This is a genomic window from Mycobacterium sp. BK086 (assembly GCA_004362315.1).
In the GTDB taxonomy this organism is placed as follows: Bacteria; Actinomycetota; Actinomycetes; order Mycobacteriales; family Mycobacteriaceae; genus Mycobacterium.
Genome location: SNWL01000003.1, coordinates 524,991 through 550,308 on the forward strand (window position 1 = coordinate 524,991; position 25,318 = coordinate 550,308).

General features: G+C 65.1%; 21 protein-coding genes. 16 read left to right on the forward strand and 5 right to left on the reverse strand.

Going from position 1 to position 25,318, the window contains the following annotated elements; all coding sequences use genetic code 11:
* Positions 1-59 precede the first annotated feature (59 nt).
* The 11 genes from EV580_RS02520 (at position 60) to EV580_RS02570 (ending at position 10,043) form a co-directional block, all read left to right on the forward strand.
* Positions 60-1,154 carry a 4Fe-4S dicluster domain-containing protein gene (locus EV580_RS02520; RefSeq protein ID WP_166654566.1) on the forward strand — a complete coding sequence of 365 codons (1,095 nt, stop codon included), beginning with the start codon at positions 60-62 and terminating at the stop codon, positions 1,152-1,154.
* Positions 1,147-2,001, forward strand: coding sequence for an FAD/NAD(P)-binding protein (locus EV580_RS02525; RefSeq protein ID WP_133689570.1), 855 nt, complete (start codon positions 1,147-1,149; stop codon positions 1,999-2,001). Before EV580_RS02520 ends, EV580_RS02525 begins: the two co-directional genes overlap by 8 nt.
* The gene (locus EV580_RS02530) at positions 2,002-2,763 is read left to right on the forward strand and encodes an NADH-quinone oxidoreductase subunit B family protein (RefSeq protein ID WP_133689571.1); all 762 of its coding nucleotides are present in this window, start codon (positions 2,002-2,004) and stop codon (positions 2,761-2,763) included. It abuts the gene before it with no gap.
* Complete coding sequence (locus tag EV580_RS02535) at positions 2,760-4,052, forward strand: Ni/Fe hydrogenase subunit alpha (RefSeq protein ID WP_133689572.1); 1,293 nt, start codon at positions 2,760-2,762, stop codon at positions 4,050-4,052. The genes EV580_RS02530 and EV580_RS02535 overlap by 4 nt, the downstream gene beginning before the upstream one ends.
* Positions 4,049-4,510 carry a hydrogenase maturation protease gene (locus tag EV580_RS02540; RefSeq protein ID WP_133689573.1) on the forward strand — a complete coding sequence of 154 codons (462 nt, stop codon included), beginning with the start codon at positions 4,049-4,051 and terminating at the stop codon, positions 4,508-4,510. Before EV580_RS02535 ends, EV580_RS02540 begins: the two co-directional genes overlap by 4 nt.
* Before the next feature lie 140 nt (positions 4,511-4,650).
* Positions 4,651-4,908 (forward strand): hypothetical protein, encoded by a 258-nt coding sequence (locus EV580_RS02545; RefSeq protein WP_133689574.1) that lies wholly within the window; start codon positions 4,651-4,653, stop codon positions 4,906-4,908.
* 9 nt (positions 4,909-4,917) lie between these two features.
* A complete protein-coding gene (gene acsA, locus EV580_RS02550; protein WP_133689575.1) occupies positions 4,918-6,666 on the forward strand; it encodes an acetate--CoA ligase in 1,749 nt (582 codons plus the stop codon).
* Positions 6,663-7,643 (forward strand): pyruvate dehydrogenase (acetyl-transferring) E1 component subunit alpha, encoded by a 981-nt coding sequence (gene pdhA, locus EV580_RS02555; protein ID WP_133689576.1) that lies wholly within the window; start codon positions 6,663-6,665, stop codon positions 7,641-7,643. The genes acsA and pdhA overlap by 4 nt, the downstream gene beginning before the upstream one ends.
* Positions 7,640-8,617, forward strand: a complete 978-nt coding sequence (locus tag EV580_RS02560) for an alpha-ketoacid dehydrogenase subunit beta (protein WP_133689577.1) — start codon at positions 7,640-7,642, stop codon at positions 8,615-8,617. Before pdhA ends, EV580_RS02560 begins: the two co-directional genes overlap by 4 nt.
* The gene (locus EV580_RS02565; protein WP_133689578.1) at positions 8,614-9,786 is read left to right on the forward strand and encodes a dihydrolipoamide acetyltransferase family protein; all 1,173 of its coding nucleotides are present in this window, start codon (positions 8,614-8,616) and stop codon (positions 9,784-9,786) included. Before EV580_RS02560 ends, EV580_RS02565 begins: the two co-directional genes overlap by 4 nt.
* A gap of 14 nt (positions 9,787-9,800) precedes the next feature.
* Positions 9,801-10,043 (forward strand): acyl carrier protein, encoded by a 243-nt coding sequence (locus tag EV580_RS02570; protein ID WP_133689579.1) that lies wholly within the window; start codon positions 9,801-9,803, stop codon positions 10,041-10,043.
* Between the two features lie 36 nt (positions 10,044-10,079).
* On the opposite strand, the gene EV580_RS02575 is transcribed toward EV580_RS02570, so the two are convergent.
* Positions 10,080-12,122: an erythromycin esterase family protein gene (locus EV580_RS02575; protein ID WP_133689580.1), complete on the reverse strand. Its 2,043-nt coding sequence runs from the start codon at positions 12,120-12,122 to the stop codon at positions 10,080-10,082.
* 361 nt (positions 12,123-12,483) lie between these two features.
* On the opposite strand from EV580_RS02575, the gene EV580_RS02580 reads away from it, so the two are divergent.
* Both EV580_RS02580 and EV580_RS02585 read left to right on the forward strand, forming a co-directional pair.
* On the forward strand, positions 12,484-13,140 hold the full coding sequence (locus tag EV580_RS02580; RefSeq protein WP_133689581.1) for an SRPBCC family protein: 657 nt from the start codon (positions 12,484-12,486) through the stop codon (positions 13,138-13,140).
* A gap of 25 nt (positions 13,141-13,165) precedes the next feature.
* A complete protein-coding gene (locus EV580_RS02585; protein WP_133689582.1) occupies positions 13,166-13,774 on the forward strand; it encodes a chemotaxis protein CheB in 609 nt (202 codons plus the stop codon).
* A gap of 25 nt (positions 13,775-13,799) precedes the next feature.
* On the opposite strand, the gene EV580_RS02590 is transcribed toward EV580_RS02585, so the two are convergent.
* Complete coding sequence (locus EV580_RS02590; protein WP_166654567.1) at positions 13,800-14,915, reverse strand: Rv2629 family ribosome hibernation factor; 1,116 nt, start codon at positions 14,913-14,915, stop codon at positions 13,800-13,802.
* A gap of 151 nt (positions 14,916-15,066) precedes the next feature.
* Positions 15,067-15,828 (reverse strand): universal stress protein, encoded by a 762-nt coding sequence (locus EV580_RS02595; protein ID WP_133689584.1) that lies wholly within the window; start codon positions 15,826-15,828, stop codon positions 15,067-15,069.
* Positions 15,829-15,988: 160 nt separating this feature from the next.
* Here EV580_RS02595 and otsB point away from each other — a divergent pair, with 160 nt between their 5' ends.
* Entirely contained in the window at positions 15,989-19,252 is a 3,264-nt protein-coding gene (otsB, locus tag EV580_RS02600) for a trehalose-phosphatase (protein ID WP_133689585.1), read from the forward strand.
* A 10-nt stretch (positions 19,253-19,262) separates the two neighbouring features.
* Here otsB and EV580_RS02605 read toward each other — a convergent pair whose 3' ends face one another.
* Together EV580_RS02605 and EV580_RS02610 are read right to left on the reverse strand one after the other, a co-directional pair.
* Entirely contained in the window at positions 19,263-20,225 is a 963-nt protein-coding gene (locus tag EV580_RS02605; protein ID WP_133690996.1) for a 1-phosphofructokinase family hexose kinase, read from the reverse strand.
* Between the two features lie 51 nt (positions 20,226-20,276).
* Entirely contained in the window at positions 20,277-21,254 is a 978-nt protein-coding gene (locus EV580_RS02610; RefSeq protein WP_133689586.1) for an Acg family FMN-binding oxidoreductase, read from the reverse strand.
* A 188-nt stretch (positions 21,255-21,442) separates the two neighbouring features.
* Here EV580_RS02610 and EV580_RS02615 point away from each other — a divergent pair, with 188 nt between their 5' ends.
* Together EV580_RS02615 and ppsA are read left to right on the forward strand one after the other, a co-directional pair.
* Complete coding sequence (locus EV580_RS02615) at positions 21,443-22,918, forward strand: bifunctional aminoglycoside phosphotransferase/ATP-binding protein (RefSeq protein WP_133689587.1); 1,476 nt, start codon at positions 21,443-21,445, stop codon at positions 22,916-22,918.
* A gap of 24 nt (positions 22,919-22,942) precedes the next feature.
* Complete coding sequence (ppsA, locus tag EV580_RS02620) at positions 22,943-25,222, forward strand: phosphoenolpyruvate synthase (RefSeq protein WP_133689588.1); 2,280 nt, start codon at positions 22,943-22,945, stop codon at positions 25,220-25,222.
* The last annotated feature ends 96 nt before the right edge of the window (positions 25,223-25,318 follow it).

Sequence of the window (25,318 nt, forward strand, 5' to 3'; positions counted from 1 at the left end):
TCCCGCCTCAGGGACCCATATCCCCTGCTTCCGGCCGCGAAAGAGCGCACGATAACTCCATGGAAAGAGCGGTGATCGACGCCGCAGGGCTGGCGCAACTCGTATCCACACTGATCGACCGCGGGTACCGAGTGGTAGGTCCGACCGCGTCGGACAACGCCATTGTGCTGGCCGAGATCACGACGGCCGACGAGTTGCCCAGCGGGTGGGGCGTCGACGTGGGTCCCGGGCATTATCGGCTGCGCCGTCGCGACGACGACGCGGTGTTCGGCCACTCTGCAGGTCCGCAGTCGTGGAAGCAGTTCCTTCACCCACCGCGCCAACAGGTGTGGTCCTCCGACGGGGCACAGCACGAAGCGCAGCCGCGGTATGCCTTCCTCGGAGTGCGGGCCTGCGATCTCGCGGCCATCGCGACACTCAACGGAGTGTTGGGGAAGCCCCCCTACCCCGATTCCGGTTTCGCGGGCCGGCTCGGGGGCACCTTCGTGGTCGCCGTCAACTGCACCGAACCGGGCGCCCTGTGCTTTTGCGCGTCCATGGGCACCGGGCCGCACGTCGGCCCGGGCTACGATCTCGCGCTCACCGAGCGCGCTGACGAAGCGGGCCGATGCTACCTCGTCGAGGTCGGAAGCGAGGCCGGCGCCGACCTCCTGACGGCCGTTCCCCACCGAGTCGCCAGTCAGGATGAAATCGACTCCGCCAGAGGAGAAGTGGACGCCGCGGCCCACCATATGGGGAGGCAGATGCCCACCGTCGACCTCCGTGAACTGCTGATCGAGTCACGACAGTCACCACACTGGGACGAGGTGGCCAGCCGTTGTCTGACGTGTGGCAATTGCACGATGGCATGTCCGACGTGTTTCTGCACCAGCGTGGAGGACGTCACCGACCTCACCGGCGAGCATGCCGAACGCTGGATGAATTGGGCATCGTGCTTCGAGACCGACTTCACGTTCATCCACGAAGGCAGCGTGCGCCAATCCGCATCGTCGCGGTATCGACACTGGATCACCCACAAGCTCGGGACCTGGCACGACCAGTTCGGAAGCAGTGGATGCGTGGGCTGCGGGCGATGTATCGCATGGTGCCCGACCGGGATAGACATCACCGAGGAAATGCACACCCTCGCCCGTGCGGCGGACGGCGATGACTGACACCGACCGCTGCCAGGCTCCCACCTCGGCGATGACCCCGGTCCCCTATCGGGTCCGTCGCCGCGTGTCGGAGAACCGTGACTCGGCCACGTTGGAGCTCGAACCGGTGGACCAGGCGCTGACCGCTCCCCTGCCAGGCGAATTCATGATGATGTACGCCTTCGGGATCGGCGAGGTCGCGATCTCCGTCAGCGGTGTACCCACCGGCGCCGACACGACCATCACCAATACGATCCGGTCGGTGGGTGCGGTGAGCCGCGCGCTGCACGACGCACAGCCGGGAACGGTGATCGGGATGCGCGGCCCGTTCGGCACCGATTGGGGCCTCGGGACCGCAGCGGGCCGCGACCTCGTCATCGTGGCCGGCGGAGTCGGACTCGCACCGCTGCGACCGGTCGTACTCGGCGCGCTGGCCGATCGCGATGCGTACGGCACGGTCACCCTGATCGCTGGGGCCCGCTCCCGCGAAGACTTCCTGTTCGACGACGAACTGCGGCGCTGGGCCGAAGGCGGCGTCATCGACGTGCACCTGACCGTCGATGTGCCGGTACAGGGCTGGCCCGGCGAAGTCGGGTTCGTCACCGAACCCCTACGCAGACTGAGACTGCGCGGCGGCAACACCACCGCATTCCTCTGTGGACCCGAAGTGATGATGCGCAACAGCGCCGTCGAGCTGCTCCGAAAGGGATTGGCCGCCAGCGATATCCGGGTTTCGCTCGAGCGAAACATGCAATGTGGGGTGGGTTGGTGCGGACACTGCCAGTTGGGCCCGCTGCTGTTGTGCCGCCAAGGTCCGGTGGTGGGTTATGACGCCGCCGAGCCGCTGCTGGCAGTCGAGGAGTTATAGATGAGCAGCACGCCCACGCTGGCAGTGTGGAAGTTCGCGTCGTGCGACGGCTGTCAGCTCACCCTGTTGGACTGTGAGGACGAACTGCTCACCCTCGCTGCGCAGATACGCATCGCGACGTTCCTGGAGGCGTCGAGCGATATCAGCCCCGGACCATACGACGTGTCGCTCGTAGAAGGATCGATCAGCACCGCGGCCGACGTGCGGCGCATCAAGCTGATTCGTGAGCAGTCGAACGTTCTCGTCGCCATCGGCGCGTGCGCGACCGCCGGCGGTATCCAGGCCTTGCGCAACTTCGCCGACAGCGATGAATTCACATCAGTCGTCTATGCACGACCCGACTACATCGACACGCTCACGACGTCCACTCCCGCGTCGGCGCACGTGACGGTCGACTACCAATTGAACGGTTGCCCGATCGACCGCGGGCAGCTCCTCGACACCCTGGCCGCACTTCTGGTCGGTCGCAAGCCCGCGCTCCCGGCCAAAACAGTGTGCACCGAATGCAAACTACGCGGCGTCACCTGTGTCGCCGTGGCCGACGGCATCCCGTGCCTGGGCCCCGTGACTCACGCCGGTTGCGGAGCATTGTGTCCGTCCTACCATCGAGGCTGCTATGGCTGCTTCGGTCCCGCAGCAGCCCCCAACACCGCGGCTCTGATCCCCCTCCTTCGCCGGGACGGGATGTCGAACTCTGCTGTGGAGCAGGTCTTCTCAACATTCAATGTGACCAGATTCGCCGCCGAACGGAACGACGGATGAACCCCGAGATTCGCACACTGTCGGTGGGCGCCCTGACCCGGGTCGAGGGTGAAGGCGCACTGCACGTCACGCTCGCCGACGGTGCGGTGAGCAGTGTCGAACTCAACATCTACGAGCCGCCGCGATTCTTCGAGGCCTTCCTGCGCGGCCGCGCACACACCGAACTGCCGGATCTCACCGCACGCGTCTGCGGTATCTGCCCGGTCGCGTATCAGGTGAGCGCATGCAACGCGGTCGAAAACGCCTGTGGGGTCACGGTCGACCCCGAATTGGTGGCCCTGCGCCGGCTGCTGTACTGCGGCGAGTGGATCCACAGCCACGCCCTGCATATCTTCCTCCTGCACGCCCCGGACCTTCTGGGCTACCCGGACGGCATCGCGATGGCGAAGGATCGCCCCGACCTCATCCAACGCGGTCTGGAGATCAAGAAGACCGGCAACCGGTTGATGGAGCAGGTGGGCGGTCGTGCCATCCATCCCATCAACGTCCGGCTGGGCGGCTTCCATTCTGTGCCGCACAAGCGCGATCTCGACCCGCTGGCAGAGATGCTGCGCCGCTCACTCGACGACGCGGTGGACACCTTGACATCGATCGCCGAGTTCGACTTTCCCGATGCCGAATTCGACCATGAGTTGCTGTCGCTGTCGGACGGAGACCGATACCCGATCGAAAACGGCGTCATCAATCGCAGCAATGGACCGGCGTTCGACGTCGCGGACTTCAGCGATCACATCGTAGAAACGCAGGTGAAGCACTCCACCGCCCTGCACGCCGCCCTGGATGGTCATCGGTATCTGACGGGACCGCTGGCGCGGTATTCGCTCAACTCGTCGACCCTGTCCCCGATCGCCCGCGAGGCTGCCGCAGCGGCCGGGTTGGGGCCTGTCTGCCGAAACCCATTCCACAGCATTCTTGTTCGTGCGGTCGAGGTGATCTACGCGATCGAGGAGTCGCTGCGCATCATTGCCGATTACCAGCGCCCCGCGAGGCCTTTTGTCGACGTCCCGGCTCGTGCCGGCATCGGGCACGGAGTCAGTGAAGCTCCCCGAGGCCTGCTCTACCATCGATATGAGATCGGCGATGACGGCACCGTCCGTGCGGCGACGCTCGTACCGCCCACCTCGCAGAACCAGGGCGCCATCGAGCACGAGATGGCCGAACTCGTGGCAGCCAATCTCACACTCGATGATGCGACGTTGACGTCATTGTGCGAGAAGTCGATTCGCAACCATGATCCGTGCATCTCGTGCTCGGCGCACTTCCTGACGCTCAGCATCGACGGCCGATGATCGGCGGGGCTCTGGTCATCGGTATCGGCAACGACGTGCGGGGCGATGATGGAGTCGGTCTCGCCGTCGCCGCCGGCATCGCCGAGCGGCACCATCCTGGCGTCGAGGTCCTCTCGGCGACATGCGATCCGGCAACGATCCTCGACGCCTGGACCGGTCTGCCGTTGGTCGTGGCGGTGGATGCGGCCAGCGGGCCGGGCGCGGTACCGGGCAGAATCGGACGCTGGACCCCTGGCGAAGAACAACAACCGAGTGTCCTGAGCTCGCATTCGCTTGGACTGCAGGAGGTCTACGCGCTGGGCCAAGCCCTGGGCCGGTTACCGCAGAGATTGGTTGTCTTCACTGTCGAGATCGAAGGCGCCGGTTACGGTGTCCAGCTCACAGCACCCGTCGCTGCCGCTGTGTCCGTGGCGGTCGAGGCGGTGCTGGCCGAGATCCAGACGCTCGACATTTCCTAGGAAGTTAGCCGGCCTGGTTCGGCCGGATTCGTCGTTTCCCGACCGGCTGCGGTTTTGGCACAGGGTTAGGGGACTTTCGTCCCTTCACTGCCCCAGCCCAGGCCGCCATCGTTGAGACGGGGTGGCCGTAAGGAATTGTGATGACGACTGTCAGTGCGGCAAGTGCGATCGCCGAGTGCGAACTCGACACCATTGCGTGGGAATTCCTCTGCTCCCCCTACACCTCGCAAACCTACTGGGATTGGTCCTTGGAACGGCGCCTCGACGCCTACCTGCGCCACCAAGATCGCGCCGACGTCCTCAACAACGGCGCCGCCTACGCAACCGTGCTGGACCGGGTGATGGCCAATCTGAGCCGGGCGCGCCGCCACGGCAAGCTGTCGCCACCCCAAATCTGAGCAGGATCCATGGACATCATCCGCAAGACCGCCGACGACCTCCGCGTCGTCCCCAATCTCGCCGACTACGAGCGGACTCGTTCGTCATTCAGTTGGTCTGCGCTCCCCGACCTCTGCACCGGAATGGGCCCGGCCGGGTGCAACATCGCCTACGCCGCGGTGGACCGACACGCCGCGGGGCCCGAGGCCGACCGAACCGCCCTGCGCTTCATTGCCAACGACCCAGAACTCACGATTTCGGACCTGAGTTACGGCGCACTCGGCAGGCTGACCCGGCAGTTCACCAACGTGTTGCGTGGACTGGGCATCGGCAAGGGCGATCGGGTCTTCGTCATCATGGGTCGCCGACCCGAGCTCTACATCAGCATCCTCGGCGCCCTGCGCAACGGAAGTATCGTCTCACCGCTGTTCTCGGCGTTCGGCCCTGAGCCGATCGCCACCCGCGTCAGCATCGGGTCCGCCGATGTGCTGGTGACGACGGCAGCGATCTACAAGCGCGCGATCGCCAAGATCCGTGCCGAACTCACTTCGGTCAAACACGTTCTGGTCGTGGGCGACGACGTGGCGGGGACCGAGAGCTTCGACCGGTTGATGGACGCCGCAGACGACGACTCACCGATCGAGCACACCACCGCCGACGACCCGTCGCTGTTGCACTTCACCAGCGGCACCACCGGAACACCCAAGGGAGCCCAGCACGTCCACGGCGCAGTTGCGATGCACTACATCACCGGCCGCTACGCACTGGATCTTCACCCGGACGACGTCTATTGGTGCACAGCAGATCCCGGCTGGGTGACAGGAACGTCGTACGGAATCATCGCTCCGCTTCTGCACGGCGTCACCTCGATCGTCGACGAAGCTGATTTCGACGTTGCCCGGTGGTACCGGATCCTGCAGGACCAGCAGGTGTCCGTCTGGTACACCGCACCGACAGCGATCCGCATGCTCATCAAAGCGGGCCCCGAGTTGCCCGCGCAGTACCGTTTCCCCCGCCTTCGGTTCATCGCCAGTGTCGGCGAGCCGCTCAACGCCGAAGCAGTGTGGTGGGGAAAACGGGTGCTGGGCTTGCCCATCCACGACAACTGGTGGCAGACCGAGACCGGCGGCATCATGATCGCCAATACCCCGGCCTTCGACATCAAGCCGGGATCGATGGGCAGGCCGCTGCCCGGCGTCGACGCCTGCGTGGTGCATCGCGACGAGACAGGCGCGGTCGTCGTGGTCGACGAACCGGATGTCGAGGGTGAACTGGCGTTGACGGTCGGCTGGCCGTCGATGTTCCGCGGTTACCTGCACCAGGATGAGCGCTACCGCAAGAGCTTTGCGGGCGATCTTTACCTGTCGGGTGATCTGGTCAAACGCGATGCCGACGGCTACTTCTGGTTTGTCGGGCGCGCTGATGACGTCATCAAGTCGGCCGGGCACCTCATCGGGCCCTTCGAGGTCGAAAACGCGCTGACCGACCATCCGGCCGTCGCCGAGGCCGCCGTGATCGGCAAGCCGGAACCGACCTGTGGCGAGGTGGTCAAAGCGTTCGTGACGCTCAAGACGGGCTACACCGGCGACGACGAACTACGGCGCTCTCTGCTGGGTCATGCGCGAAAGAGGTTGGGGGCAGCGGTCGCGCCGAAAGAGATCGACTTTGTCGACTCGCTGCCCCACACCCGGTCGGGGAAGATCATGCGCCGGCTGCTCAAGGCCCGTGAGCTGGGGCTACCGGAAGGCGACACGTCAACGGTGGAGGTGTCCGCGTGATCGACAGGGATCTGGCGCGCGGTCTGCTGGCCGACATGATCCGGGTTCGCCGGATGGAAGAGAAGTGCGCCGAAATGTACAGCGCCGCAAAGATTCGCGGCTTTCTCCATCTCTACGTCGGCGAGGAGGCGGTGGCGGCCGGTTCGCTGCGCGCACTGGGTGCCGAGGATGCCGTGGTAACGACCTACCGAGACCACGCCCATGCGTTGCTGCGCGGCATTCCGATGACCAGGATCATGGCCGAGATGTACGGAAAGGTCGAGGGCTGCTCAGGCGGCCGCGGTGGATCCATGCACCTGTTCGACGCAGGCCGACGGTTCTACGGCGGCAATGCGATTGTCGCCGCGGGCCTGCCGCTGGCAGCCGGGCTGGCGTTTGCCGACGCGCAACTGGACCGAAAGAACATCACCGCATGCTATTTCGGCGAAGGAGCGATCGCCGAGGGCGCATTTCACGAGTCCATGAACATGGCCGAACTGTGGCAGCTTCCGGTGCTGTTCTGTTGCGAGAACAACCGGTACGCGATGGGCACGGTGATCGACCACGAGCTGTCGCAACCAGATCTGGCGGCCAAGGCGGCGTCGTATCGCGTGCCCAGCGCGTCGGCCGACGGGATGGATGTGCTCGCCTGCCATGCCGTCATGCAGCAGGCGGTCGACCACATCCGTACCGAAGGTGGACCGTTCTTCATCGAATTCCGTACCTATCGCTTCCGCCCGCATTCGATGTTCGACCCCGAACTCTATCGGGAGAAGTCCGAAGTCGAGGAGTGGCGCAAGCGCGACCCGATCCACAGTTTCAGCGAGAAGTGTCTGGCCGACGGCACGGTCAGCGCCGAGGACATCGCCGCGATGCAGACGTCGGCCGAGACCGAGGTGGCCGAGGCAGTCGCCTATGCCGAGGCGGGTACCTGGGAGAGCGTCGACGACCTGGCGCGACACCTGATGTCTCCGATGAGCGCGGAGGCCCTCCGATGAAGACGACCTACCGCAACGCGGTGCATGACGCGATTCGCCATGCCATGCAGCAGGATTCCCGCGTTTTGCTGCTGGGCGAGGATGTCGGGGCCTACGGCGGCACCTACGCCGCCTCGAAGGGACTCCTCGAGGAGTTCGGCCCCAAACGAATCTTGGACACCCCGTTGTCGGAGTTGGGTTTCGTCGGCATCGGGGTCGGCGCCGCATTGGGCGGCCTTCGCCCGATCGTCGAGGTGATGACCGTCAACTTCAGCCTGTTGGCGCTGGACCAGATCGTCAACACCGCTGCCGCACTGCGCCACATGTCCGGTGGGCAATTCTCCGTTCCGCTGGTGGTGCGGATGGCCACGGGCGCTGGGCGTCAACTCGCCGCCCAGCACTCGCACAGTCTCGAGGGCTGGTACGCGCACATCCCCGGTATCAAGGTGCTGGCGCCGGCCACAGTCGCGGATGCCTACGGAATGCTGCTCACCGCGCTTGCCGACCCTGACCCGACCGTCATCTTCGAACATGTCCAGCTCTACAACACGTCGGTCGACGTCGACACGCTGGAGCCCACCGACATCACCCGGGCAGCCGTGCGGCGCAGTGGGACCGACGTCACGCTGATCACCTATGGAGGCTGCCTGCCCAAGACCCTCGATGCCGCCGATCAGTTGTCGCTCGCCGGAATCGATTGTGAGGTAATCGATCTGCGAGTGCTACGGCCGATAGATGACGAAACGATCCTGGCTTCGGTCCGCAAGACGCACCGCGCCGTCATCGTCGACGAGATGTGGCGCACCGGCAGTTTCGCCGGTGAGATCTGCGCCCGCATCGTCGAAGGCGCGTTCTACGACCTCGACGCTCCTGTCGCCCGGGTCTGCACCGAGGAAGTGCCGATTCCATACGCCAAGCACCTGGAGGATGCGGCTCTGCCGCAGGTGGACGACATCGTGGCCGCGGTACACGGTCTGTTCGGGGATCACCGATGATCGAGTTCACGATGCCCGCACTGGGCGCTGACATGGACGAAGGCACTCTCGACGAGTGGCTGGTCAAGCCCGGCGACTCGATCAGCCGCGGCCAGATCGTCGCCGTGGTCGAAACCACCAAGGCCGCAGTGGAGATCGAGTGCTGGCACGACGGCGTGATCGGTGAACTGCTCGTCCCGGTCGGAGAGACGGTGGCCGTCGGCGCGCCGTTGGCCACATTGCTGGAACCTGGCGATGCACTCACACCGCAAACCGCCGCGCCCGCTGCGACAACGCCTGCAGTGACACCCGCGGGGCACCGGCTCTGGGTCTCTCCCCTGGCGCGGCGCACGGCCGCCACGCTCGGCGTCGACTTGGGCGCGGTGACCGGAACAGGACCACAAGGGTCGATCACCATCACCGATGTCGAGCAGTTCGCGGCCGCCAACCACCACGACGAGCCCAAACCTGCTGCTGCGGAGGAGATTTCCGCACCGCAGTCGGCCGCGAAGAAGGCCGTCGAACGTGGCGAGGCCATGCGCGCAGCGATCGCGGCGGCCATGGGGCGCTCGAAGCGAGAGATTCCGCACTACTATCTGGCAGACGAGATCATCCTCGACACCGCCGCGGGCTGGCTGACCGACCAGAACACTCACCGGCCCATCACCGACCGGTTGTTGATGGCCGTGCTACAGCTCAAGGCGGTGGCGCTGGCAGCACAACGGTTCACCGATTTCAACGGGTTCTGGCGGGAAGATCGCTATCAGCCGGCACCGGGTGTGCATGTGGGCGTGGCGATATCGCTGCGGGGTGGCGGATTGGTCGCTCCCGCGATCCACGATGTCAACGAGAAGAAGCTCGATGAACTGATGCGTGATCTGACTGATCTGGTGGCCCGCGCCAGAGCCGGTTCCCTACGCAGCTCGGAGATGTCGGACCCGACCATCACCGTGACCAATCTCGGGGACAACGGAGTCGACACGGTGTTCGGTGTCATCTACCCGCCACAGGTCGCGCTCGTCGGGTTCGGGCGCGCGGCGCAGCGCGTTGTTGTAGTCGATGGCGGCATCCGTGTCGCCACGACGACGCAGGCCAGTCTGGCGGCTGACCATCGCGCCAGCGACGGGCATCGCGGCGCACTATTCCTGGCCGAGATCAACCGGCTACTTCAGAAACCCGAAGAACTGTAGAGAGGGAACTCGACATGGGAGATACCGCGCCCCGTTCTCAGATCGTCGATGAGCTGCTGATGGTCGCGCCTGAGATCGAACCAGACGAGCTGGCCGACTCTGTAGCGTTGCGCGACCAGATCGACCTGGACTCGATGGACTGGCTGAACTTCCTCATCCGGGTGAGCAAACGCTTCGCTGTCGACATCCCGGAATCGGCACACGCCTCATTGCGCACGATCGATGATCTGACACGCTACGTAGACACCCATCGTTAGCCTTCTGGGCGACGACGGTCCTTGCGCCAGTGTGCATTACAGCCCCGTCGGATATGTCTCCGGTATCTCGCCGGATTTCCACTGGCTGGTCACCTCGAGCGGCTCGAGGGCGCGGGTGTTGTCGATGTGGATCATCGCGTCATACTGCTCGCCCGGTCGGACATGGTAGTAGTGGCTTTGCCGTTCGGTTGCCGGCTGATAGATGACGCCGATGGCGCGCCCGAGTCGCACCGCGTCAAGTGGCTCGGCTGCGTCGCGACTGATCATCGGCGAGATCAGGAAGGCCGGCCGGCCGGCCTCGTGGAACAGCTCTTCCACACTGCCCGGCAGCGCCGGCCGAACGACCTTACGTTCGGCGTGGGCCCCCCACTCGCTGGCGGCGGTGACCGTGCCGCTGTAGGTCGTCAGGCCGATCAGGCGCACCGCGTCACCGTACCGTTCTCGCGCCAATTGCCCGAGTGTGAGCTGACCGTCGGATCCCACCTCGGTGGCTCGCGCATCTCCAACGTGAGAGTTGTGGGCCCACACCACTATTCGTGCTGACTGATCGTCGTGGCGATCAAGATGGTGCATCAGGGCGTCGAGGGTCTGGGCCATGTGTCGATCACGCAGGTTCCATGATGTGACACGCCCGCTGAACATGGCACGGTAGTAAACCTCGGCATTGGCAACGGTCTGCGCGTTCTGCTGTGCGTAGAACAGTTCGTCCTCGGCGAGAAGGCCATCACTTCGCATGAACTCCCCTGCGCTGCGGTGCATCTCCGCGAGTTGCTCGACAGCCTCGCGTTCGCAGGAGACGCCGGCACCGAAGGCAGCGGCGAACCCATAGGCCTGACCATCATCGGCCGACGTGTGATCGAAGCAGCTGTAGCGTTCGCGCGCACGTGAGGCTGCCAGCGGGTCGATGTTCTCGAGGTAGGTGATCACTTCCTTCATCGAGCGGTGCAGACTGTAAAGGTCTAGGCCGTAGAAGCCCGCTGAGGAGCCGCCTTCGGCTTGCCGGCGCCGGTTGTGGTCACGCAGCCAGTGCGCAAAGTCACGCACCACGACGTTGCGCCACATCCAGGCTGGGAAACGTTCGAAACCACGCAACGCCTGCTCAGCGGTCGTGTCGTCGCCACGGCCACGCACGAAGCGGTTGATGCGGTAGGCATCCGGCCAGTCCGCCTCGGCGGCGACAGCGCAGAAACCCTTCTCTTCGATGAGCCATTTCGTGATGGCAGCGCGTGTTTCGTAGAACTCGTGGGTCCCATGTGAACCCTCACCGATCATCACGATGCGTGCATCGCCGATGACTTCCTCCAGCGCCTCGTACGGCGGCAGGCCGCCGGGCGCATCGACGGAGTTGTGGGCGACGATCTGCGCCGGAGTTTCGCGAGCACTGATCGGCGCAGTTCCCGGCCCGACGGTTGGAAGGCTGAGCAGGTCGCGAACCTCGTCGTCATCGACTTGGCGGAAATCCCAGAATGATTCACCTACCGCCAGAAACGGCGTAGGCATCGATGCGCAGACCACATCGTCGACGATTGCGGCGAATTCGCGGCACGTCGACTCGGGCGCCGCGGGTACCGCAATCACGATTTCGGCGGGGTCGGCTTCGCGCAACGCCTGCACCGCGGCAAGCATGCTCGACCCGGTGGCAAGCCCGTCGTCGACGAGGATCACTGTCTTACCGGCAACATTCAGCGGCGACCTCCCGGCACGGTAGGCAGCCTCGCGCCGATGCAATTCACGGCCCTCGCGCTCAGCGACGTCGCGAAGCTGCTGCGGAGTAATGCGTAAGGCGCGCATGATGTCGTCGTTGACGACAACGCGGCCGCCGCTCGCCAGGGCACCGAACGCGAACTCTTCATGCCCCGGGGCCCCGAGCTTGCGGACGACGAACACGTCCAGCGGGGCACCGAGAGTCGCTGCCACCTCCCAGGCGACGGGCACCCCGCCGCGGGGCAGCGCCAGGACGAGGACATTGTCCCGCCCACGGTATGCGCCCAACAGGTCGGCCAATACCCGGCCGGCCTCTCGCCGGTCACGGAAAACCCGCCTGGGTGAGTTCTTCGCCAGACTTCGCGTATCGGCCATTTCAATACCTCCAACAGGTGGGTGTCTCGTCAGCGGGCGTGAAGGGGCGGCCCCGCCGCTGGTAGCGATAGTCGCGGGACCCCCCGCGCCGGCCCCGCCACTGACGCAGCGTTTCACGGGGCCGCCCCGCGCCGGTTAGCTCACTGATGCGATGTCAACGCGTTGCTCTGTCGGTTTCTGGGAAGTCTGCTCATGACTGCTCCTTCATTGACGGGCTTCCCCACTCATCGGACCACCACAGCCTCGGGGCTGATAGGTACCGAAGTCCCGGGTAGCGAGGCCCTTCGTCGAGGCGATTTGCGTCGCCCGGCGGGGACCACCGGCACTTCTGTGGGCGCGTGGACCAGCGCATTGTTGATCCATGAAAGCGACGGTGATGCGTGCCGGTGTGACAACCGCATTGCTCTATGCGGCCCGGCGGTTCTACCGCAATTGGGGCACGACCAAGGACGAGTGCCGGCTGTGGCTGCCGGGTGACGAGCTGGTGACTCAGCCGGCGCTCGTCACGACAGAAGGCATTTCTATCGACGCGACGCCGCGCGCCGTGTGGCCGTGGCTGGTCCAGATCGGTCAGGACCGTGCGGGACTGTACGGGTCGCACGCCCTGCACAAGCTGGCCCGGTTGGACAACCACGACGCCGATCGGATTCATCCGGAATGGCAACACCTCGGCGTTGGCGACACCGTGTGCCTCGCGCCACCTGAATGGTTGGGTCTTTCGAACGGGATTGTGGCCACCGTCGCCGATGTCGACGCCGAGCGATCTCTCGTGCTGGGCATCAGAAGCGCTAAGGGCACGTGGAGCATCCTCTGGTCGGTGAATCTGTTGCCGCACTGGGACGATCGCTGCCGGGTACTCATCCGCACCCGGGTCGCGCTGCGTCACCCGGGAGCAGTGCTGGTTGCCGAGCTTGCCGGACCCGTGAACGCCCTGGTGACACGAGGACTGCTGATCGGTGTCAAACGACGCGCAGAGCGCAAGGCACAAACCGACGCGGCCGCCGCGTGCGGCGAGTAGCACCCACCTCGCAATCCTGTGAATCATGGTGACAACAGCTGCTATTCACGAACATCAGCTGGCCACGCCGGGGCGAGGGTGGAAACGCGTCGTCGTTGTCGCGTCGACCGGCGGCATCCAGGCGTTGATCGGGTTGGTGAGCGGACTCAACGACGAGTGGGATCTGCCGATCAGTGTGGTCCTGCACCGCAAGGCATCAGCGCGCACGCCCGATGCGCTGGTCAAAATTCTGGAGCACTACACGAATGTCGATGTCTGCGTTGCAGTCCAGGGTGCGCCGGCATCCCAGCCGGGTATCACGGTCATGCCAGGCCACACCATGGTCGCCATCGATGCCCGAGGATGCTGGTCATTCGGGAACGTCGAATGGAACAACAGGCCAGGCGACCGCCTGCTGGAAAGCTCCGCCGCCCTTGGGCCGACCATCGCCGTCATCCTTACCGGCCCGCTCTCCGACGGATCTCAGGGGTGCCGCGCCGTGAAGCTCTGCGGAGGTCTGGTGATCGTCCAAGATCCGCAGGAAGCACGAGCCCCCGAGATGCCCACCCACGCCATCGCTACCGGCTGCGCCGACGCCGTTCTACCGACGCGTGACATCGGCGCAATGCTCAGCCTGCTCACGGGGGCTCGATAAGCGACGCCGATTCGGCGGGAGTTCGTCAGTAACCGGGCAGTGCGAAACGCAACAGGGCTCCGATACCGTCAGCCAATCGCAGATCGTCGGGAGCGTGGACGAGGCCGGCCCCGGATGACAAGGCCGAGTAGGGCACTGCTTCGTCGGCACGCAGCGTCCGCGTAGGGGCAACACCGAAATTCGAGAGCGTATCTGCATCGGGTGCGACGACCGTCAGATCATCGCCGGCAAGCACCGTGCGATCGGTCATGCCACCGACGATCAGGGTGGCTACCGCGTATTCGCGCAGTGCCGCGGTCACCAGCTCGAGACCCTCGACGGCCAACCCCGATTCACGGCCGGCTTCGGCTCGATATTCCTCGGCTACCCGATAGCTCTCACTGCTGCGCCTGTTGGCGAGTTCGCGCGTTATGGCACTGTCGACGGCTTCGTCGACGCCCGTGTGGCGAGCACCTACACCTGGCTGCACCACAAGCTTGGCAACCCGTTCTGGCAGCATCGCGGCCAACTCGGCCCGTGCCCGATCTTGCCCGATGAGGACGACGAACTCGGCTGGGCGCGAGTCGATCTCGTGTGTCAGATGACCGGCGACCGCACGGAGGTTTTTCCGCACGACCTCCTCTACCCGATGTTGCTGGTCGCCCCAGGCATTGAGACCGGCCGCGGCGGCCTTGTGCACCGGATATCCGCCGGCCTCAACCGTTTCAGAGGAGGTTGATTTGCCGTGGAACCGAGTGAATTCGGCACCGACCTGGTCGACGGCCACCACCACGTACGGGCCGTGTAGTGCCCCATAGTCGAGCAGCGGAATGAGGTAGGGAATGTCTGAGACTCGGGCGAGGGAGGTGACCGGCGGTGAAAACAGCGGCTCGTCGACCGCCACCCCGCTGGTGGCGACGATCAAGCCTCGACCACTCGCTTCCTTGCCAGTCCGCCGTGTCATCGCTTCCCCGACCGAGGTGATGAGTGCCTGGGGGGCACCGTTTTCCGCGAGTTCGCGCGCGATGTCTCGTCGAGTCACCTCGAGGCGGGCCTCCGCATCGGGAGTGTCGTGGGAATCGTCGTAGAAGACCGAGGCAAACGGACCGCGCGCGGCCAGAAGCTGTTGCGTCAGAGGAGAATATGTGGCTGCGGTCGTCACCGGAGAGCTCCTTCGTGTAGGCAGTGCTGCTGACAGCGGGCACGGCTGCTGTAACCATGCGCCGCCTGAACCCCGTCGAGAAGTGACAAAGGTCGTAATCGACGGCACCCAGATCGATGCCCTTGGTCCCCAGCAAGGGGTATCAGGGTCGTCAGTGTCGTACCAGAAGAACCGAACAATCGGGGTAGCCCAGAATTGGATGACAATTCGGCACGTCGAGTGAGGCGATACCGGCCGCGTCAGAGGGTCCGACGACGGCGAGCCCGACGTGATCTGACTCATCGGACGGAAACATCGATGCGGTGCCAGCGGCTACCGTCTCGACGTGGACGTCCGGGAAACGGCGAATCCAGCTGTTGAGACGCCGATCAATCTGGCGGACAGTGGCTTTACGCAATCGTCCCTCGCGCATGGCCAAACCCACGACCTCATCGTTGTCAGCGTCGTCGGTCAGCACAACGGACACCACGCCTTGGGTGCGCGGGCTACCGTCCTCGGCGCTGCGGATGATCGCCACCGGGCACCGGGCATGGGCGGCGAGGTGAGCCGCCGTCGCACCGATCAGCCGGCCCGCACACAACCGCAAGGGACGGGCACCAATGCAGACCATTTCGGCGTGGCACGATTCCTCATCGAGTACCTTCTCGGGCGACCCAGCGATGCACGCCGTTTCCACCCGCACCGTTTCGCGTGCCTGTCGTGCGGCGTCTGCCGCGTCAAGCACCGTGGTGTCGCACCGTCGGGCATCCCGCCCGGGTTTCGCCGGCGGAATCACGTGCACCAGCCGCAACACGACATCGCGGTTCACCGCCTCCGACGCCGCCCACCTGACCGCGTTGAGGGCCCACGGGGAATCGTCCACTCCCACGACAACGGCACCGATTGAGCGAGAATCCTTCTCTTGCCAGGCCATCGTCTGACGCTAATGAGGATGGCTGCCGCTCGATAAGGGCCTTTCGTCGATGAATCGCCAAACCACGCCGAACTGTGGACTCGAGCACACCGGTGAATGACATTGGTCCCTAGCCGCACCGACTTCGGCGCGACAACATAGACCGTCATTCGGGGCGACGATGCCCCTGGGAAGGGCCGACATTGTGGCGTCCGCCGACTCGGTGGTGTGGGGTGAACACATCGGTCACCGACAGAGTTCGAAGCTACCCGGCGCGCTACAGAGTCTTGCTCAGATCGACTCGGTACTCGACGGTCGCTGTCCCGCTGTCTTTCTTGACTTCGACGGCACGCTTTCCGACATCGTCGACGACCCGACCACAGCCACATTGGTTCCCGGTGCCGCACAAGCATTGCGCGCATTGAGTGAGGTGTGCCCGGTCGCGGTCATCAGCGGCCGCGCCCTGGCCGACATCCGAAGCAGGGTGGGTATCGCCGGGTTGTGGTACGCCGGATCGCACGGCACGGAACTGGTAGGACCGGAGGGCGAAGCACACCGCCATCAGCCCGCCGACGATGCGATTCCCCGTGTCCAGAACGCCGTCGCCGACCTGGGCCCGCTTCTGGACGCAATCCCCGGCATGCTGATCGAGAACAAACAGCTTGCGGTGGCGGTGCACTACCGGATGGTGGCCGCGGGCCGGGTATCAGAGATCGTCTCTGCGGTGGAGTCCGTGGGCCGACGTCACCAGCTTCGCGTCTGCCACGGCCGAAAGGTCATCGAACTGCTGCCAGAGGGCAAGTGGGACAAGGGCGACGCGACCAACTGGATCATCAGCTGCCTCAACCGTCCCGAAGGTCTTGTGCCGATCTATATCGGTGACGATCTGACCGATGAAGACGCACTGGGCGTTGTCCGACATGACGGCATCGGCGTCCTTGTGCGGAGCAGCGAGACTGGCACCCGCAGTACCGCAGCACATTTCACTCTCGACTCGCCCCACGAGGTCGCCCAATTTCTTGAACACCTGGCCGAGCAACTCATCCTGATTCGCCAGGAAGCCGACGGTTGGAGACTTGTCTTCGATGACTACCGCCCCGAGTCCGAGCGCCTGCGGGAGGTGTTGTGCGCCGTCGGAAACGGCTACCTCGTGACCCGTGCGGCCGCACCCGAGGCCGTCAATGGTCCCGCCCACTACCCCGGCACGTACGCCGCCGGCGTCTACAACCGGTTGACCGACGTCGTCGACAACGTGTCCGTCAGCAACGAGAGCCTTGTCAACCTCCCCAACTGGCTTCCCCTCACCTTCCGCATCGACAGCGGATCGTGGTTCGAGGTCGACGACGTTGAACTGCTGTCCTATCGGCAGACCATCGAATTCCAGCCGGCGGAGTGCGTCCGCGAGCTGCGCTTCCGCGACGCCGAGGGGCGCTGCACCTCCGTGACCCAGCGCCGATTCGCCTCGATGCGCGATCCTCATGTCTGCGCACTGCACATGACAATCCATGCCGAAAACTGGTCAGGCTCTGTCGAACTGCGATCCGGTGTCGATACCACCGTCACCAACAGTGGCGTCCCGCGGTACCAACGGCTCTCGGCCCAGCACCTCGGCAGTATCCGGATCAGCGAATTGAGCGAGGGCGCGGTCCTGGTCGACGCGCAAACCGTCCAGTCCCTGGTGCCCATCGCGGTGGCAACCCGCACCAGCCTCTGGCACGGCGATCAGGCCGTCGCGGCTACGTTCGTGTTCGACGATGAGCCGGCGACCGCTGGACACCGCATCACCACTGCAATGCAGATCGGCGAGTCGCTCACCGTGGAGAAGGTGGCAGTCGTCTTCACCGGTCGCGACCGCGCAATATCGGTTCCCTCCGACGCCGCCCAAGACCTTCTCGGCACGCTCGGCCGGTACTCAGATCTGTTCGACGACCACCGCAATATCTGGGCACAGCTATGGCAGAAATTCGATTTCTCAGCAGCCGGCTTTGTCGACTCCGAAACCGTTCTGCGCCTGCATATCACGCACCTGCTGCAGTCGCTCTCGGGTTACACCGCCGAAGTTGACGCGGGAGTGCCCGCACGTGGCCTACACGGAGAGGCCTATCGAGGGCACATCTTCTGGGACGAACTGTTCATCGTGCCGTTGCTCACCTTGCGGCTGCCACAGGTTTCGCGGTCACTGCTCGGTTACCGCAGCCGGCGCCTTCCGCAGGCCCGCCGAGCGGCGAGTATCGCGGGCTATGCCGGGGCGATGTACCCATGGCAATCCGGCAGCGACGGCCGCGAAGAGAGCCAGCAACTGCATCTCAATCCGCTCTCGGGGAGGTGGAACCCCGACGGCAGCCACCTGGCCCAGCACATCGGTTCGGCTGTGGCTTACAACATCTGGCAGTACTACCAGGTCACCGGCGACCGTCAGTACCTGATCGACCAGGGTGCCGAGATTGTCGTGGAGATAGCCCGATTCTGGGCCAGCCGCGCGCGATACGACAGCAACCATGGACGGTATGTGATCGACGGCGTCATCGGGCCTGACGAATTTCATTCCGGTTATCCGGATCGGCCACATGAGGGGATCAACAACAACGCCTACACCAATGTGATGGCGGTGTGGGTGATCGTGCGCGCCTTCGAGGTCCTCGCGACCCTGCCCCTACCCGACCGTCTAGACCTGCTCGATCGACTTCGCCTATCGGAGTCCGAACTCGCACACTGGGATTCGGTGAGCAGGCACATGTTCGTTCCTTTCCATCATGGGGTGATCAGCCAGTTCCAGGGGTACGAGCTACTGGAGGAACTCGACTGGGACGCCTACCGCCGGCGTTATGGCGATATCGGCAGGCTCGACCGCATCTTGGAAGCGGAGAACGATGATGTCAACCGCTACAAGGCCAGCAAGCAGGCCGACGTGCTCATGCTGTTCTACCTGTTGTCGGCCGACGAACTCAGGGAGCTGTTCACCCGGTTGGGCTACGAGTTTCGGCCGTATCAGATTCCGGACACCATCAACTATTACTCCGCCAGGACCTCCCACGGGTCAACCTTGAGCGCGGTCGTCCACTCCTGGGTCACCGCTCGCGCCAATCGTGATCAAGCCGTGCGGTATTTCCAGCAAGTACTCAGCGCCGACATCGCCGACGTGCAGGGTGGCTCGACGACGGAAGGGATCCACCTGGCGGCGATGGCGGGCAGCATCGACCTACTGCAGCGGTGCTTCACGGGGCTGGAAACGCGCGGTGAAAGGTTGGTGCTCGGGCCGATGTGGCCCGAAACCGCGGGCCCGCTGCGTTGTTCACTGTGGTATCGGGGTCACCGGCTGCACCTTGTCATCAGTGGACGGGAGGCAGACGTCATCGCCGACCCGACCGGCGCACCCGAGATCGAAGTCAGCTGTCGAGGACGCGTCCAGCGCCTGGCCTCTGGGTGCACCATTCACGTCAGGTAGATCTCCTGCGTCATTCCGCCCGTGCCGTCTGACACGTGAGCGCTCCGAGGGGTTCAGGCGCCACCACCGTGGATCTCGCGACCTGATCGTAGAAGCGATCGACCTCGTCGAGGGCGAAGGCCGCTGTGCCCGGCGTCTGAAGCTTGGCGGTGGCGGCGGCGATGCCGTACCGCACGGCGGCGTCCAGCGCCCACCCCCGCTGCAATCCCACCACGATCCCCGCCACCATCGCGTCTCCTGCGCCCACCCCGCTGACGGCGTTGGCCTCGACGGCGCTGAACCACCGGGCTTCTTCCGATGTCACCAGCAGGGCCCCCTGAGCGCCGAGGGATACGACGATCACGTCGGCGACTCCACGCTCGATGAGCTCGCGCGCGGCGGCCGCCTGCTCGGATTGAGTACGAAGCTGACGGCCAACGCACTCCTGAAGTTCGCGCAGGCTCGGCTTCAGCAAGTACACGCCCGAATTGATGTGCCTCAGACCGCAACCGGAGGTATCGAGAATCAACCGGACGTGTCGCCGTTGACAGATGTCGGCGACCCGCTGGTAGAAGTCGGCCGGCACACCGGGCGGTAGGCTGCCGCTCGCCACGATGAATTCGGCTTGTGTCGCAGCGTGGTCGACAAGGCTCAGACAGCGCGCCTGGTCGTCGTCGGACAGCAGCGGTCCGGGCAGAACGAAGCGGAACTGCCGCCCTGTCGAACTCTCGTTGACGGTGAAGCTCTGCCTCGTCACACCCCGCACCGCGACGGGCTCAGTGGAAACTGTCGCGGCATCCATGAGTTCCAGCAGGTGCGCTCCGGTCGGCCCACCGACAGTGAGCACAGCTGTGGCCGACGCACCAAGCGCATGGGCGAATCGGGCGACGTTGACTCCGCCCCCTCCTGCGTCGTATCTGTCTGCACGGCAACGGATCTTGTCGGTCGGCCGAACCTCGTCGGCGTCGACTGTGATGTCCAGTGCTGGATTCATGGTGAGCGTGACGATCAACTGGACCTCCGAGGGTCGGATCGGATACGGCTGTCAGCGGCGGACGTCGAGCACGTCGGCCAGTGGTCGGCGCGGGGTGGCCGGAGGGGTTTGCGCAGGCGGTGGCAACGAGCCGATACGGATCAGCACCTGCGGACAGTCCTGCGCGCCAGTCAGTTCCCGGACAACCTCGCGGCTGGCCTCGAGCTCGGTCATATGGGTCAACGTGCAGGTGGCCAGCCCAGCCAGAGTCGCCTCCAGCAATACCTCGGAAAGCACCTCGCCGCAGCCCAGTGCATCCCGCCGGGTGTCTCCCCAGGTGGACAACACCACGATTGCGGACTGGTCGTGCTGGATTTCCGGTCGCCGGTCGGACTGTTCACCGGCGGGAAAGACGCGCGCGACATCGAGCCGCTCCCGCTCGGCAACCGACACCAGATTGCTCAGCGGCACTCCTTCGGAAACCTCGTAGTCGGCGGTCCACCACTGCAGCTCAGCGTGATACGCGCTGTCGTACCGTCGCAGTGACTCGGTGAGTCGGGAGGCCTCGGCCAGCTGGGGGCGCACCGATGCGGGCAGCACGTGCAGGATGGCCTGCTCACTGTCGATCGTGGTGCGTAACACCGCCTCGAAGGCGCCCCAGTCCGGCGGCGCGGCGAACGGCAGCCGGTCGGTACGACGCGTCAGGATCGCATCGGCTCGGTCGCGGTCAGCCTCGGTCACGAAGCTCGCCGGGCTGAATTCGACGGTCGCCAAGTGGCTGGGGTCATTGGGGTTGGGAAATCGGGACATGCTCGCCCGCCAACCGGCCGCGGCCATGGCGACGCGCAGATGGTCGAGCACTGCGCCACAGCTGATGACCGCTTCTCGGCCGGTGACATCGGTGGCGTGCGGTACCCGATGGGTTGCCAAGAACAGCTTCAGCGACCGATCGTCGGCGACCCAGTGCCAGGGCTGGCTGTTGTGCACGGACGGAGCGCGGCACGCCAACTCCACGGCGTCCGCAATGACCTGAGGATCGGGCGTCGACATGGTCACCACCGCTTTCTCTTCTCGGCTCGACCCTAGGACTGGTGCCCGCTGATGAGAGGTGCCAGAAGTCACTTCGGGCGGAACGGTTCTGGGGGGGCTTTGGGCCCTGGCGGCGAGGACCTTCAACCTCCGGGCCGCGGCCGTATTGCCGCTTTCCGCCGGTCACATGCCGGACCAGGATCAGCACCATGGGATCCAGACCGCGCACCGCATCCGCGCCGCAGATCGTCGAAACCCACACTGGGATGGTGTTCCTCGCCGGCGAGAGGGCATTCAAGATCAAAAAACCTGTCGTCACCGACTTTCTCGATTTTTCCACGCCGGAGCGCCGCGAATACGCGTGCGCCCACGAGGTCGCCCTCAACAGCCGCCTGGCGCCCAGCAGCTATCTCGGCGTTGCGCACTTCACGTCGCCCGGCGGCGAATCCGAGCCCGTCATCGTGATGCGGCGCCATCCAGACGAGCGACGATTGGCAACAATGGTGCGCCGCGGCGAGGCGGTCGAGGACGCGCTGACGGACATCGCGATCGTGCTGTCACGTTTCCACGCATCGGCTTCCCGGGGTCGTGAGGTCGACGCCGCGGGCAGGATCGACGCGATCACCACACGCTGGCACGAGAACCTCACGGAGTTGGCGCGCTACGCCGCCGGTGTGGTACCCGGCGTCGATCCCGAACTGGTCGCCGAGATCGCGAAACTGTCAACCGATTTCATCACCGGACGATCGGTGCTCTTCGCGCGCCGGATCAGTGAGCGAAAGATCGTCGACGGTCACGGCGACCTGCTTGCCGACGACATCTTCTGCCTCGAGGACGGTCCCGCACTGTTGGACTGCCTGGAGTTCGACGACCAGCTGCGCTACGTCGACGTCATCGACGATGCCGCCTTCTTGGCCATGGATCTCGAGTTCCTCGGCCGGCCCGATCTCGCATCGGCATTTCTGCGCACATACAGCCAACTGTCCGGCGAGAACGCGCCCGCCTCCCTGTCCGCCTTCTACATCGCCTATCGCGCGGTCGTTCGGGCGAAGGTCGATTGCGTACGGCACAGCCAGGGCGTCACCGGCGCCGCCGATGACGCACGCCGTCATCTCGAGATCGCACGCCGGCACCTACAGGCCGGTGCGGTGCGTCTGATCCTGGTAGGTGGGGCCCCCGGCACCGGCAAATCGACGCTGTCCCACTCCCTGGCCGAGGCTATCGACGCACGAGTGGTCTCGACCGACGACACCCGCGCAGAGATGGTTCGGCTCAACGAAATATCTGGTACGCCCGGGATCCTCGGCGAGGGTCTCTACACCGCGGAAAAGGTGGACGCCGTCTACGCAACCGTATTGCGCCGGGCCCACCTGATGCTCTGCGAGGGCCGCAGCGTCGTCCTCGACGGCACCTGGGGTGACCCCCGGCATCGCGACGCGGCCCGCTGTCTGGCCTCTGAAGCCGCCGCAGTGCTGACCGAATTCGCCTGCGTCACATCGCAGGATGCTGCCCTCGCCCGGATCGCCAGCCGTGGCGCGACCACCTCGCAGGTGACGCCGGAGATCGCCACCGCCGTGGCAGATCGTGCTGGCGTGACATGGGAGGGTGCGCACTTCATCGACACCAGCGGACCCCGAGAGAAATCCCTGGCCGAGGCCCAAAATATCTGCGCTATGGGCGTTTGAGGTCGCGATCGAAGGAGATGACCCATGCCGAGTCAATACGTCGAGGACATCGCGAACCTCAGCCTGGCCGATTCCGACGAGGCCGGCGGCAAGGGAGCCAACCTCGGCGAGATGGTCGCTGCCGGTCTGCCGGTTCCTCCCGGCTTCGTCCTGCTGCGTAGCTGCTACCTGGACTCCATGCGGGCGGGTGGTGTCGAGGACGAGCTGAACTCGTGCCACCGCTCCGCCACGGCGCATACCGATGCGTCCGATGAACTAACCGACAGGTGCGAGCGGATGCAGGCCCTCGTGGCCAAAGGCGGCATGTCCGACGACGTCCGGGATGCCGTGCTTGCCGCCTACCGCCGAATGGGAGCGGACGTCGTGGTGGCGGTTCGCTCCTCGGCAACCGGCGAAGACGGCCGCGACGCGTCATTCGCCGGCATGAACGCCACCTTTACCAATGTCACCGGCGAGCAGCAGCTCCTCGATGCGGTGGAGCACTGCTGGGCATCACTGTTCAGCCCGCGGGTGGTGACCTACCGGGCGAGCCGCACGTTCACCGCAGACCCGGCAATGGCTGTCGTCGTGCAACGCATGATCGACGTGGAGCGCGCCGGCGTCGCGTTCACCGCCGACCCCAGCACGGGCGCAGCCGACTGTGTCGTCGTCGAGGGCGCGTTCGGCCAGGGCGAGGCGGTGGTATCGGGATCAGTCGAACCGGACACTTACGTCGTCGCGAAGGACACCGGCGAAATACTGTCGATGCGAATGGGATACAAATCCTTCAAAATCGTCCGCGGCCAAGACGGCCACGACGAGCAGATCCCGTTGACGGATGCCGATGCACAGTCGAGGGTCCTCACCGACGACGAGCTCCGTGACATCGTCGCGCTCGCCATCGCCAGCGAACGGCACAGTGGGTGCCCGCAAGACACCGAGTGGGCGATCGGCGAAAACCAGATCTGGATGGTCCAAACCCGACCCATCACCACCTTGCCTCATGCTGTTGCGGCCGAGGCTGATTCGGTGCTGGCGCGTGGTCTGGCCGCCGCACCGGGCCAGGCCACCGGCGTTGTTCGTGTGCTTCGGACACCCGAGGAGGGCGCCAAGTTGCTGGACGGCGAAGTGCTGGTGGCCCCGATGACCAACCCGGATTGGCTGCCCACGTTGCGCCGTGCCGCAGCGTTGGTGACCGACACCGGCGGGATGACCTGCCACGCGGCCATTGTCGCGCGCGAACTGGGCGTGCCCTGCATCGTCGGCACCCGCACGGCGACAACCGACCTGCCTGAAGGCAGCCTCGTGACCGTTGACGGCACGCACGGCCGGGTACTGGCTGCACAGCCGGCGAGCGGGGCGCTGAAAACACCCCGCCTGGAACCGGTCGCCAGCGCTCCCCCGGTTGTGCGGGAGGCCACCGGCACCAAGATCTACGTCAACCTGGCAATGCCGGAGAGCGCGGAACGGATTGCCGCCCAAGATGTCGACGGGGTGGGTCTGCTGCGCGCGGAGTTCATCCTGACCGATGCGCTGCACAATCGGCATCCCCGCGACCTGATCGCACGGGGCGAACAGGAGACCCTCGTAGACGCGCTCGCGGCCGCGGTGGGACGAATTGCCGCGGCCTTCGCACCGCGGCCGGTCGTCTACCGTGCGACCGACTTTCGCACCAACGAGTTCCGAGACCTCGACGGGGGCGTCAGCTATGAGCCCGTCGAGCACAATCCGATGATCGGCTACCGCGGTTGCTACCGGTACATCAAAGAACCCGAGGTATTCGCCCTCGAGCTGCGGGCGCTCGCCCGAGTTCGCGAGCAGAACCCCAATCTGCATTTGATGATTCCGTTCGTCCGCACCAAATGGGAACTGGAGCAATGCCTTTCGCTGGTCGATGCCAGCCCACTGGGCCGTCAGCGCGGGCTGCACCGTTGGGTGATGGCAGAGGTACCATCCGTGGTGCACTGGCTCCCCGAATACGTGGGCATGGGCATCGATGGCGTGTCCATCGGCAGCAACGATCTGACTCAGCTCATGCTTGGTGTCGACCGCGATTCAGAAGTCTGCGCAGAGCTCTTCGACGAGTCCGACGCAGCGGTGCTCGATGCGATCAGCCGCATCGTTTCCACTGCCCGCCGCCTGGGGATCACGTCCTCACTCTGCGGCCAGGCGCCCTCCACCAAGCCAGCGTTCGCCGAATATCTTGTGCGGATGGGCATTACGTCTATCTCGGTCAATCCCGACGCTATCGACCAAGCCCGCCACATCGTCGCTGCCGCCGAGCGGCGCCTCATGCTGGAATCTGCACTCTCACAGCGGAGCTGATGCGCAGGACCAACGCAGTCATGAACAGGGACCTTCGGCACTGATGCCGCTGGCAGACCGGCCATACCCTCAGGTAGGGGGCATCAGCAGAGCTGA

Excerpts from the sequence above, each read along its gene's own strand:
- EV580_RS02530 (WP_133689571.1), top strand. The coding sequence starts at position 2,002 with ATGAGCAGCACGCCCACGCTGGCAGTGTGGAAGTTCGCGTCGTGCGAC.
- ppsA (WP_133689588.1), top strand. The coding sequence starts at position 22,943 with ATGCCGAGTCAATACGTCGAGGACATCGCGAACCTCAGCCTGGCCGAT.
- EV580_RS02570 (WP_133689579.1), top strand. The coding sequence starts at position 9,801 with ATGGGAGATACCGCGCCCCGTTCTCAGATCGTCGATGAGCTGCTGATG.
- EV580_RS02605 (WP_133690996.1), bottom strand. The coding sequence starts at position 20,225 with ATGAATCCAGCACTGGACATCACAGTCGACGCCGACGAGGTTCGGCCG.
- EV580_RS02540 (WP_133689573.1), top strand. The coding sequence starts at position 4,049 with ATGATCGGCGGGGCTCTGGTCATCGGTATCGGCAACGACGTGCGGGGC.
- EV580_RS02585 (WP_133689582.1), top strand. The coding sequence starts at position 13,166 with ATGGTGACAACAGCTGCTATTCACGAACATCAGCTGGCCACGCCGGGG.
- EV580_RS02545 (WP_133689574.1), top strand. The coding sequence starts at position 4,651 with ATGACGACTGTCAGTGCGGCAAGTGCGATCGCCGAGTGCGAACTCGAC.
- EV580_RS02520 (WP_166654566.1), top strand. The coding sequence starts at position 60 with ATGGAAAGAGCGGTGATCGACGCCGCAGGGCTGGCGCAACTCGTATCC.
- EV580_RS02565 (WP_133689578.1), top strand. The coding sequence starts at position 8,614 with ATGATCGAGTTCACGATGCCCGCACTGGGCGCTGACATGGACGAAGGC.
- acsA (WP_133689575.1), top strand. The coding sequence starts at position 4,918 with ATGGACATCATCCGCAAGACCGCCGACGACCTCCGCGTCGTCCCCAAT.
- EV580_RS02595 (WP_133689584.1), bottom strand. The coding sequence starts at position 15,828 with ATGGCCTGGCAAGAGAAGGATTCTCGCTCAATCGGTGCCGTTGTCGTG.
- EV580_RS02580 (WP_133689581.1), top strand. The coding sequence starts at position 12,484 with ATGAAAGCGACGGTGATGCGTGCCGGTGTGACAACCGCATTGCTCTAT.
- otsB (WP_133689585.1), top strand. The coding sequence starts at position 15,989 with ATGCCCCTGGGAAGGGCCGACATTGTGGCGTCCGCCGACTCGGTGGTG.
- EV580_RS02525 (WP_133689570.1), top strand. The coding sequence starts at position 1,147 with ATGACTGACACCGACCGCTGCCAGGCTCCCACCTCGGCGATGACCCCG.
- EV580_RS02615 (WP_133689587.1), top strand. The coding sequence starts at position 21,443 with ATGGGATCCAGACCGCGCACCGCATCCGCGCCGCAGATCGTCGAAACC.
- EV580_RS02535 (WP_133689572.1), top strand. The coding sequence starts at position 2,760 with ATGAACCCCGAGATTCGCACACTGTCGGTGGGCGCCCTGACCCGGGTC.
- EV580_RS02575 (WP_133689580.1), bottom strand. The coding sequence starts at position 12,122 with ATGGCCGATACGCGAAGTCTGGCGAAGAACTCACCCAGGCGGGTTTTC.
- EV580_RS02560 (WP_133689577.1), top strand. The coding sequence starts at position 7,640 with ATGAAGACGACCTACCGCAACGCGGTGCATGACGCGATTCGCCATGCC.
- EV580_RS02610 (WP_133689586.1), bottom strand. The coding sequence starts at position 21,254 with ATGTCGACGCCCGATCCTCAGGTCATTGCGGACGCCGTGGAGTTGGCG.